At 71.0% G+C, this 10431-nt stretch carries 13 protein-coding genes; 8 read left to right on the top strand and 5 right to left on the bottom strand.

Annotation, left to right across the window (positions count from 1 at the left end; all coding sequences use genetic code 11):
• A partial coding sequence (locus tag G6045_RS35645) for a hypothetical protein (RefSeq protein ID WP_165336360.1) occupies positions 1-1307 on the bottom strand: 1307 nt, incomplete at its 3' end.
• A gap of 231 nt (positions 1308-1538) precedes the next feature.
• Positions 1539-2585 carry an ABC transporter permease gene (locus G6045_RS35640; RefSeq protein WP_165336359.1) on the bottom strand — a complete coding sequence of 349 codons (1047 nt, stop codon included), beginning with the start codon at positions 2583-2585 and terminating at the stop codon, positions 1539-1541.
• A 134-nt stretch (positions 2586-2719) separates the two neighbouring features.
• Here G6045_RS35640 and G6045_RS35635 point away from each other — a divergent pair, with 134 nt between their 5' ends.
• From G6045_RS35635 to G6045_RS35605, 7 genes are all read left to right on the top strand, one after another.
• Positions 2720-3337 (top strand): TetR/AcrR family transcriptional regulator, encoded by a 618-nt coding sequence (locus G6045_RS35635; protein ID WP_165336358.1) that lies wholly within the window; start codon positions 2720-2722, stop codon positions 3335-3337.
• 131 nt (positions 3338-3468) lie between these two features.
• Positions 3469-3771, top strand: a complete 303-nt coding sequence (locus G6045_RS35630; RefSeq protein WP_165336357.1) for an urease subunit gamma — start codon at positions 3469-3471, stop codon at positions 3769-3771.
• A gap of 15 nt (positions 3772-3786) precedes the next feature.
• Complete coding sequence (locus G6045_RS35625) at positions 3787-4098, top strand: urease subunit beta (protein ID WP_165336356.1); 312 nt, start codon at positions 3787-3789, stop codon at positions 4096-4098.
• A complete protein-coding gene (locus tag G6045_RS35620) occupies positions 4091-5812 on the top strand; it encodes an urease subunit alpha (protein ID WP_165336355.1) in 1722 nt (573 codons plus the stop codon). Before G6045_RS35625 ends, G6045_RS35620 begins: the two co-directional genes overlap by 8 nt.
• Before the next feature lie 101 nt (positions 5813-5913).
• On the top strand, positions 5914-6588 hold the full coding sequence (locus tag G6045_RS35615; protein WP_165336354.1) for an urease accessory protein UreF: 675 nt from the start codon (positions 5914-5916) through the stop codon (positions 6586-6588).
• Positions 6589-6637: 49 nt separating this feature from the next.
• Positions 6638-7324, top strand: coding sequence for an urease accessory protein UreG (ureG, locus tag G6045_RS35610; protein ID WP_165336353.1), 687 nt, complete (start codon positions 6638-6640; stop codon positions 7322-7324).
• On the top strand, positions 7321-8181 hold the full coding sequence (locus tag G6045_RS35605; protein WP_165336352.1) for an urease accessory protein UreD: 861 nt from the start codon (positions 7321-7323) through the stop codon (positions 8179-8181). The genes ureG and G6045_RS35605 overlap by 4 nt, the downstream gene beginning before the upstream one ends.
• 33 nt (positions 8182-8214) lie before the next feature.
• On the opposite strand, the gene G6045_RS35600 is transcribed toward G6045_RS35605, so the two are convergent.
• Positions 8215-8730, bottom strand: a complete 516-nt coding sequence (locus G6045_RS35600) for a YbaK/EbsC family protein (protein ID WP_408056405.1) — start codon at positions 8728-8730, stop codon at positions 8215-8217.
• A gap of 15 nt (positions 8731-8745) precedes the next feature.
• On the bottom strand, positions 8746-9495 hold the full coding sequence (locus tag G6045_RS35595; RefSeq protein WP_165336351.1) for a lysophospholipid acyltransferase family protein: 750 nt from the start codon (positions 9493-9495) through the stop codon (positions 8746-8748).
• Positions 9496-9660: 165 nt separating this feature from the next.
• Between G6045_RS35595 and G6045_RS35590 the strand changes: the two genes are divergently transcribed.
• Positions 9661-9987 carry a plasmid stabilization protein gene (locus G6045_RS35590; RefSeq protein ID WP_165336350.1) on the top strand — a complete coding sequence of 109 codons (327 nt, stop codon included), beginning with the start codon at positions 9661-9663 and terminating at the stop codon, positions 9985-9987.
• A 29-nt stretch (positions 9988-10016) separates the two neighbouring features.
• Here G6045_RS35590 and G6045_RS35585 read toward each other — a convergent pair.
• Positions 10017-10431: cytochrome b (locus G6045_RS35585; protein ID WP_206344620.1), on the bottom strand; the 415-nt coding region annotated here is incomplete at its 5' end.

Here is a 10431-nt window from a genome sequence, read left to right as displayed (position 1 = left end):
CCCCCGCAGCCCCCGCCACCCGCGGCGGTGGACCCGCCGGCCGTTCCGGCGCCGGCCTGCTTCGCTCGGCTCGCGCGCTGCGCCCGGGACCGGGCCAGCTCGTCGCGGATGCGGTCGGACCGGGCGGCGTCCTCGCGGACCTTCTCGCGTCGCGCGCGTTCGTGGGCCGTGCCGTCGACCGGCTGCCACGGCCCAAGGCCGTGACGGCGGTGCGGGAACAGAGCGGCGGCGGTGACGCCCAAGCTCATCTGGCCCGTGTCCTGACGGGCGTGGTAGGCGAGGGTGGCGTACGCGACGACGATCTCGGCGCCTTCGTGCACGGGTCCGTAGAGGACCGCTTCGAACGGCTCAGTGGACGGGTCGATGCTGTGGTGTCCGTCGCCGAGCCCGTAGGAGGAGCTGCTGCCGAGCAGTTGCGCGGGCCGGCACGTGTCCCGTTCCCCGGGGGCGTACGAGATCAGCGGTTGTCCTGCGGGGGTGCGGGCGTCGGGGTGGATCCAGTGGCGGCCGTCGGGCGTGATGCGGATGCCCACGCGCAGGGCGGGGTGCCCTTCCTCCTCGTGCAGTCGGCGCGCGGCCAGGTACGTGGTCACGCCCCGTCCGTACAGGGTGCTGCCGAGGAGAAGGAGCACCAGGGCGACGGTCTGCTGGCCCACCGCGTCATAGGCGTCCCCCGACAAGTCCCTGACCAGTCCTTCGATCAGGAGACCCGCGGCGATGAGACAGAACACGGCCCCGGCGTAGAACAGGGCGTGCCCGCGATAGCCGTCCGACTCGGGCGCCCGCGCGGGCAGAGGGAAGCGCCGCCGCCCGGCCGCCGCGAGGAACAGCGCGCGCTGCCTGCGGCGGGCCCGCAGGCGCAGACAGCTCCCGGTCAACGCCCAGGCGCAGAGGGTGAGTACGAACAGATACCCCGCCCGCTCGGTGCCGCTGTCCGCCGAGGCGAGCGAGAATCCCGCGTCCACCGCGACGACCGCACCGGCCACCCCGGCTGGGATCGGCACGTAGCGATACCAGAGAGGCAGGGCCGCCAGGAGTACCGCTCCGGGATAACGCAGCCAGTCCGTTCCGGCGTCCGCGCCACCGTGCCAGGCGGCGGACGAGGACGAGAACGCCGACGTCAGTACGTACGACACCACCACCGCGACCGCCGCGCCCCAACTCCCCGCGGCGGGCGCGAAGATGACAGGCGCCCGGGCCGACCGCCACCGCTCGGCGTCGGCCACGCTCCAGGTGCCGACCCCGCCCACGGGTATCGCCGCGACGGGCAGCTGCTTCACCCGTTCGCCCGGCCTGTGTCCACGCATCGTCAGATCCCCCGGCTTCCCCCGCGCGCCTCCGGTCCAGGCGCCCCGGCCAAGTGTTCCCGCCGGTGTCACCGGGCAACCACTCTCGCCCGGCAAAAGGACCGTGCACCCTCGTCCGCTACGTCGAGGGTGCACGGCCGTACTTGGGGGAGGGGAGTTGGGCGAGTCGGCCGGCACTCAACCGGCCCTGGGGGCCGGGGTGTTGGGGGTAGGGACAATCGGCCCCGAGGCTCAGCCAACCGGCGCGGGCTGCGGTGCGTTCGCCGGCGGAGCGTCGCTGCCGACCGCGGCCGGCCGCCTGCGCGCCCCGCCGATCAGCACGAGGGTCAGCCCGACCAGAACCCACACGCCGAGCGTGATCGCCGGCCTTGCGGCGCCCGCCCCGTCGAAGAACGACACGGACCGCAGCAGCGACCCGCCCGCACCCGGCGGCAGCAACTGGCCGATGACACCGGCCGGCTGGGGGAGCAGCTCGGGGGCGGAGGTGACACCGGAGAACGGGTTGCCGATGAGGATGACCAGCAGCGCGCCGATCCCGATACCGGCCGGGCCGATCAGGGCCGCGAGCCCGGCCACCACCGAGCTCACCGCCAGCGTCGAGAGCGCGAGCACGGACACCTCGGTCCACCAGTCGCCGCTCAGTGCGCCGAGCCAGCTGTGCGCGAGCGCCGCCGCGACGATTCCGACCAGGGCTGCCGCGCCGACCAGGCCGACCACCGCCCGTACCCCTCGAAGGCCGAGCACCGTGACCAGGGCACCGGCCGCCACACCCGCGATGGCGAGCGGAAGCGTGCTGGCGTTGAGCACACCGCCGCGTGGATCGTCGGCGGGCGCCGCGACCACGTCGTCGGTCGGGATCTGGGTGCCCTCGGGCGCTCCGGCGGCAGCCGCCTGCTGGAGCAGCTGGGCGACGAGCGGGCTCGCCGCGGTCGCCGTCAGAAGCTTCGGTCCCTGCTCGGTGACGACGATCGCTCCGTATACGGTCCGGTCCTCGATCGCGTCCCGTGCGGCGGCCTCGTCGGCGTAGCGGTGGATCTCGAAGGCGCCGTCGCGCTGGGTGAGTTGCCGCTCGACCTGGCTCACCGCGGTGCCGGAGCCCGCGACCCCGAGCGGCAGATCGCGAGGTGCCGTCCGGGAGGCCGGCCAGGCGAACGCCCACAGGGCGAGCGCCACGATGACGGGGACGAGCACGATCACGGCGATGAGCTTGCGCGGGCCTGCGGCCGGTGGCTGTGCGCCTGGTGTCGGCGTACCGGGCGTCTGCGTAGCGGATGACATGGCGTGCTCCTCGTGTGCCGGGGCGCCTCGGGGGCGCCGAATTTAAAGAGAAGGATCGTTCGTTTTACGTTGGCCTCACTGTCCCGCCGCCTCTGGCGCTTGTCAAGAAGGAATGTTCGTTTTACTTTGAGCCCATGGCCCGTGTATCGCAGGAACACCTCGACGCCCGACGGCGTCAGATCATGGTCGGCGCGCGCCGCTGCTTCGCGCGCAACGGTTTCCATGCCACGTCCATGCAGGACGTCCTCAAGGAGGTCGGGCTGTCCGCCGGCGCCGTCTACCGCTACTTCAGCGGCAAGGACGCGCTGATCGAGGCGATCGCCGACGAGGCCTTCGCGGTGCTCCGCGACGCGTTCGACGAAGCGGCGCGGCAGAGCCCGCCACCGCTGCCCGACGAGCTCCTCGCGTATGTCCTGCGCAAGTGCTTCGCCGGTACGGGGTTCGAGACGGAGCAGGAGTTCGGTCAGCTCGTGCTGCAGGTCTGGGGCGAGACCGCGCGTAACGAGGCGCTCGGGGCCCGGGTGTTCGCGGCCGTCTCGGTGATGCGCGCGGGGTGGACCGCGGTGGTCAAGGAGTACCAGCGGCAGGGGATCATGCCCGCCGATGTCGAGCCGGAGTACGCGGCCCGCACCCTCATGGGCTGTGCGATGGGATTCATCGCGCAGCAGGCACTGTTCGGAGACCTGGAAGTCGGGCAGATGCAGCAGGGTCTGCGCGGGGTGATGCGTATGGAGGTTCCCAACCCCAGTTAACGCGGAGGAAAAACTTCGGCATTAGCGTGCAATCTCTTCCCGCCGAGCGGAAAAGCCCAGGTCAACAAAGTGTTGAACGGGGCTAAGGTCCGGAGCGCTCGGCTCAGGCAAGAGGACTGTGAGGTGCACGCGTGCAACTGACCCCGCATGAGCAGGAACGCCTGCTCATCCATGTGGCCGCCGATGTGGCGGCCAAGCGTCGCGAACGCGGTGTGAAGCTCAACCACCCGGAGAGCATCGCCCTGATCACCTCCCATGTCCTGGAGGGCGCCCGCGACGGGAGGACCGTCGCGGAGCTGATGCACTCGGGCCGCAAGGTCCTCACGCGCGCCGACGTCATGGAAGGCGTCCCCGAGATGCTCCACGACGTACAGGTCGAGGCGACCTTCCCCGACGGGACCAAGCTGGTCACCGTGCACGAGCCGATCGTCTGACGGGGGAGTCCTGCCGTGATCCCCGGAGAGATCCTGTACGCCGACGACCTCGTGGCCCTGAACGCGGGCCTCGACGTCACCCGGCTCACCGTCCTCAACGCCGCCGACCGCCCGGTCCAGATCGGCTCCCACTACCACTTCGCCGAGGCCAACCCCGGCCTGGAGTTCGACCGTCCGGCCGCGCACGGCAAGCGGCTCAACATCGCCGCCGGCACCGCCGTGCGCTTCGAGCCGGGCATCCCGGCCGAGGTGGAACTCATACCTCTGAAGGGCCTGCGGCAGGTGCCCGGGCTGCGCGGCGAGACGGCGGGAGCGCTCGATGCCTGAACTGACACGTGCCGCCTACGCCGATCTCTTCGGCCCCACCACCGGCGACCGCATCCGCCTCGCGGACACCGATCTGCTGATCGAGATCGAGGAGGACCGCGCCGGCGGACCCGGACGCGCAGGTGACGAGGCGGTGTTCGGCGGCGGCAAGGTCATCCGCGAGTCGATGGGCCAGTCCCGTGTGACGCGGGCCGAAGGCGCGCCGGACACCGTCATCACCGGCGCGGTGATCCTCGACCACTGGGGCATCGTCAAGGCCGATATCGGTATACGGGACGGCCGGATCACCGGCATCGGCAAGGCGGGCAATCCCGACACCATGGACGGGGTACACCCGGACCTGGTCATCGGCCCCGAGACCGAGATCATCGCGGGCAACGGCAAGATCGTCACCGCGGGCGCCATCGACGCCCATGTGCACTTCATCTCGCCGACCCTCTTCGACTCCGCGCTCGCCAGCGGCATCACCACGCTCGTCGGCGGCGGCACCGGACCGGCCGAGGGCACCAAGGCGACCACGATCACACCGGGTTCCTGGCATCTGGAGCGGATGTTCCAGGCGCTCGACTCCACGCCGCTCAACATCGGACTGCTCGGCAAGGGCAACACGATGTCGCGCGACGCCATGCACGCCCAACTGCGCGGCGGAGCACTCGGGTTCAAGATCCACGAGGACTGGGGTGCCACGCCGGCGGTCATCGACGCCTGTCTGTCCGTGTGCGAGGAGACCGGGGCGCAGCTGGCCATCCACACGGACACGCTGAACGAGGCCGGCTTCGTGGCCGATACGCTCGCCGCGATCGCGGGGCGCTCCATCCACGCGTACCACACGGAAGGCGCGGGCGGCGGGCACGCACCCGACATCATCACCGTCGTATCCGAGCCCAACATCCTGCCCAGCTCGACCAATCCGACCCGGCCGCACACCGTGAACACCGTCGAGGAACACCTCGACATGCTGATGGTCTGCCACCACCTCAACCCGTCGGTCCCCGAGGACCTCGCCTTCGCGGAGTCACGGATCAGGCCCTCGACGATCGCGGCCGAGGACATCCTGCACGACCTGGGTGCGATCTCGATCATCTCCTCCGACTCGCAGGCGATGGGCCGGATCGGCGAAGTGGTGCTGCGCACCTGGCAGACCGCGCATGTGATGAAGAAGCGGCGTGGCCTCCTGCCCGGCGATGTACGCGCGGACAACCACCGTGCTCGTCGCTATGTCGCCAAATACACGATCAACCCCGCCGTGGCACAGGGACTCGACCACGAGATCGGCTCCGTCGAGAGCGGGAAGCTCGCGGACCTCGTGCTGTGGGACCCGGCGTTCTTCGGCGTGAAGCCGCAGCTCGTCATCAAGGGCGGGCAGATCGCGTACGCGCAGATGGGGGACTCCAACGCCTCCATCCCCACTCCGCAGCCGGTCCTGCCGCGCCCGATGTTCGGGGCGCTCGGCAAGGCGCCGGGCCAGGGTTCGTTCAACTTCGTGGCGCAGGCCGCGCTCGACGACGGGCTGCCCGAACGCCTCGGTCTGGACAAGCGGTTCACGGCGATCGGCTCCACCCGGGGCATCACCAAGGCCGATATGCGCGAGAACGACGCCCGGCCCGATGTCCGCGTCGACCCGGACAGCTTCGCCGTCACCGTCGACGGAGAACTGGTCGAGCCCGATCCGGCCACCGAACTGCCCATGGCGCAGCGGTACTTCCTGTTCTGACCGCGAGCGCCTCCCGGCCGGTATCGCCGCGCTCCTTCGAGGAGTACGTCCATGAGTACGCCTTCGAGGAGTACGTCCATGAGTAAGCGAGGAGTAGGTCCATGAGCAGAGCCGCATTGCTCGTCCTGGCCGACGGGCGCTTCCCCGCGGGCGGGCACGCCCACTCCGGGGGAGCCGAGGAGGCGGTCAAGGCCGGGCGGATCACGGACGCGGCCACGCTCGAGGCGTTCTGCCGCGGCCGGCTGTACACCGCGGGCCTGGTCGCGGCGGGGCTCGCCGCCGCGGCGGCCCACGGCATGGACCCGCTCGACCTCGACGCGGCGGCCGACGCCCGTACGCCCTCGGCCGCCCTGCGCACGGCGGGCCGCAAGCTCGGCCGGCAGCTCCTGCGGGCCGCCCGCGCCACCTGGCCCGCACCCGAACTCTCGGCGCTCGCCGCCGCCCGCCCGCGCGGCGCCCACCAGCCGGTGGTGCTGGGGCTCACCGCTCGGGCGGCGGGGCTCGGGCCCGAGGACGCCGCGTACTGCGCGGTGTACGAGAGCGTCAGCGGTCCGGCCACCGCGACCGTACGGCTGCTCAGCCTCGATCCGTTCCAGGCGACGGCGGTGCTCGCACGGCTCGCGCCCGCGATGGACGAGACCGTGGCCGCGGCAGTGGCGGCGGCCCGCCGGGCGCTCGCCGAAGGAGTCGACGCCCTGCCCCGCGCCTCCGCACCGCTCCTGGAGATCGGCGCCGAAGCCCATCGCGCCTGGCCGGTACGGCTGTTCGCCTCGTAACCCCTCAACTCCCCATCGCCGCAGAGCATCACCGCAGAGGAATCCCACCGTGCACCTTGACCACGCGACCACCTTCCCCGAACGCCACTCCCACAGCGCCGAACCCCTGCGCGCCGACGGCACCCGCCGTGCGCTCAGGATCGGACTCGGCGGGCCCGTGGGCTCCGGCAAGACCGCCACCGTCGCGGCCCTGTGCCGTGCGCTGCGCGACTCCGTCTCGCTGGCCGTCGTGACCAATGACATCTACACCCGCGAGGACGCCGACTTCCTGCTCCGCGAGGCCGTGCTGCCGCCCGAGCGGATCACCGCCGTCGAGACCGGCGCCTGCCCGCACACCGCGATCCGCGACGACATCTCCGCCAACCTCGAAGCCGTCGAGGATCTGGAGGACGAGATCGGTCCGCTGCAGCTGATCCTCGTCGAGTCGGGCGGTGACAATCTCACCGCGACCTTCTCCAAGGGCCTCGTCGACGCCCAGATCTTCGTGATCGACGTCGCGGGCGGCGACGACATCCCGCGCAAGGGCGGCCCCGGCGTCACCACCGCCGACCTCCTGGTCGTCAACAAGACGGACCTGGCCCCGCACGTCGGCTCCGACCTGCAGCGGATGGCACGTGACGCCAAGGCGCAGCGGAACGAACTGCCGGTGGTGTTCCAGTCGTTGCGCTCGGAGCAGGGCGTGGGCGAGGTGGCGCACTGGGTGCGGGCGAAGCTCGCCGCTTGGAGCGCGGCATGACGGCAGAAGCTGTCGCCGTCGCTCCCGTCGGGGTCCCCGCGCCGGCCTCGGCCCTTTCCGAGAGTGCCCTTCCCGAGAGCGCCCCTCCCGCCGGCCCCGCTCCCACCGGCATCCGGGCGACCGCACGCATCACCGCCCGCCGCCACGGCAGCGGCGCCACCGTGCTGCCCGTGCTCGAAGGCGAAGGCCCTTTGGCGGTACGTCGCATCCGCGGCGCGGACGGCGAGGCGCGCGTCGCACTCGTCGGCGCCATGAGCGCGCCGCTCGGTGGCGACCGGCTCACCGTGCGCGCCGCAGCGGAAGACGAGGCCCGTCTGCGGGTCACCTCCACCGCCGCGACCATCGCCCTGCCCGGCCAGCGCGGGGAACCGGCGTACTACGACGTCGAGTTGACCGTCGGCCAGGGCGCCGCTCTGCACTGGTTGCCGGAGCAGCTCATCAGCGCCCGGGGCAGCGATCTGCACGTCACGACCCGGGCCGATGTCACCGAGGACGGAGTTCTCGTCCTGCGCGAGGAGCAGGTGCTCGGGCGCAGCGGTGAAACACCGGGCCGGCTCACCAGCCGCATGACCATATGGATCGCAGGCCGCACCCTGCTCGACCAGGAACTGTCCTGCGGGCCTGGCGCTCCGGCCGGCTGGGACGGCCCCGCTGTCCTCGGGGGCCTGCGGGCGCTCGGCCAACTCCTCGTCGTACGGCCGGAATTCACCGAGGCGCCGGTCCAGCCGTGCATGCTGGGCGAGCATGCGTCGCTCACCCCGCTGGCCGGTCCGGCCGCTCTGGTCACGGCGGTGGCGCGGGACGGGCTCGCGGTGCGGCGGGTGCTGGACACGGCCCTTGAGTCGCTGATGCGGTGAGGTGGTCCGTCCGATGGCCCTTGAGCGGTGAGGTCACTCGGCGATCGGCGCCGTCCGCGGCTCCGCGATCGCGACATAGTCCGCGGTCCGCAGCGCGAGGGAACGGTCGAGGCGCGCGGCGTTGAAGAACAGCTCCTCCTGCTCCAGCAGCGCCGGATCGACGACGAGCTGCAGCTCCGGGTCGAACGAGAACGGCAGAATGGTCCCGCTGACGCTCCCCGCGAGCCGCTCGGCCACGTCGGCGGTGGCGAAGCCCGCGTAGACCCCGCCGAGCAGCGCCTTCACACCGCCCAGGTCCACACGCCGGTCACCGGGCACCACGGCGAGCACATACGCCTTGGTCTTCTTCGTCAGCTTGACCATCACGACGATGCACTTGGCGGCCTGCGCGAGGGTATTGCCCCGCAGCGCGCTCACCGCCTCCGTGGCACCCTCGGCCTCATGCTCGATCACGCGGTACCGCGCACCGCGCTCGTCGAGAAGTCCGATCAGCTTGGTGTACCGCTCATGCTCCGCCACGTGCCCGCCCGCCCTGATCTGTCCGTTCACCGAGGAGCATTCACCCTAACTCAGCGGCGCCCGCGGGAACTTACGTCCTGCCTTGTCCGCCTTCTCCTTCTTCTCGGCCTTGGCCGCCTCCTGCTCCTCGGCCTTCACGGCCGCCGCATAGCGGTCCACGTACTCCTGACCGGACAATTCGAGGATGGAGTACATGATCTCGTCGGTCACCGCGCGCAGTGCGGCCTTCTCGTTGTCCATCCCGGCATAACGGGAGAAGTCCAGGGCCTCGCCGAAACGGATCGTGATGGGACGCAGGCTGGGGATCTTCTGGCCCGGCGGCTGCGCCTCGAACGTGCCGATCATCGCGCACGGAACCACGGGCACACCCGCCTTCAGAGCCATGGCCGCGACCCCGACCTTGCCCTTGTACAGCCGCCCGTCGTGCGAGCGCGTGCCCTCGGGGTAGATGCCGAGCAGCTCGCCCTTGTTCAGGACGCCGAGCCCTTCGCGGATCGCGTTCTGCCCGGCCTCCTTGCCCGACCGGTCGACGGGGATCTGCCCCGCGCTGCGGAAGAAGAAAGCCGTCAGACGGCCCTTCAGGCCGGGGCCCGTGAAGTACTCGGCCTTCGCGAGAAAGGTGATCCGGCGCTTCAGGATCGCGGGCATCAGGAAATGGTCGGAGAATGAGAGGTGATTGCCCGCGACGATGGCCGCGCCCGTGGCCGGCACATGCTCCAGGCCCTCGATACGGGGCCGGAACATCAGCCGGAGGAGCGGTCCGAGGAGCACGTACTTCAGGACGTAATAGAACATGGCGGCTGCTCCCCGTATCGGTTGTCGCGGCGCTGAACCTGCTGGTGCGGTGGCCCGAGCCGACACAGTGTAGGTCCCGCCGCAGCGGTGCGTAACCGTCCTCGGCGGGGGTACGCGGGATCAAGCCCCGGAGACACCCGAGGACGACGAGGAAAGGAGCGAATGATGCCCGCCGGATCGAGCAAGAAGCGTGAGCGGCAGTACGAGCACATCAAGGACAGCGCGGAGGACCGCGGTGCGTCCAAGTCCCGCGCCAAGGAGATCGCCGCTCGTACGGTGAACAAGGAGCGTGCCCGTTCGGGAGAGGCGAAGTCCTCCAGCCGGACCTCCACGAAGGACCCCAAGTCGTCCTCGCAGCGCGGCGGCGAGCGCTCGCACAAGGGAGCACAGGGGCCGACGAAGGACCAGCTCTACGAAGAGGCCAAGAAGAAGAACATCGAGGGCCGTTCGTCCATGAACAAGGAACAGCTGCGCAAGGCCGTCGGCAAGTAGGACGGGCCGGCTCACAGCGTCCCCGGACTTCACAGCATCCGGCTCAGCAGCCGGTCCCGGTCCAGGAGTTGATGCTTCAGGACCAGTCCGACATGGAGCGTGAGCGCCACCACGAACGCGATATGCGTGGCGACATGGGGTCCGACGGCCCCTTCGTCCCCGGCGAGCACCAGCCACAGCCCGGTCGCGGGGATGGCGAAGGTCAGCAGATGCAGCGCGCGTTCCGTCCAGGTGGCCAGGACGCGTTCGTACGGACGCAGCGTCGGCGCCCAGGGCGGGAGCGGGGTGGTGACGCGCCACAGCAGCCGGAGCGCGGCGAGGACGAGGATGGTCACGCCCAGCACCACATGCAGGGTCAACAGGCCCTCGTCGCCGAAGACTTCATACCCGTCCTCGCCGCCGCGTCCGCGCCCGCGGCCATGACCGGACCCCTCGCCCCGGCCC

Source organism: Streptomyces mesophilus (assembly GCF_011044995.1).
Taxonomy (GTDB): Bacteria; Actinomycetota; Actinomycetes; order Streptomycetales; family Streptomycetaceae; genus Streptomyces; species Streptomyces mesophilus.
The sequence above is the reverse complement of the archived record's forward strand: the minus strand, read 5'-3'. Positions and strand labels throughout refer to the sequence as shown.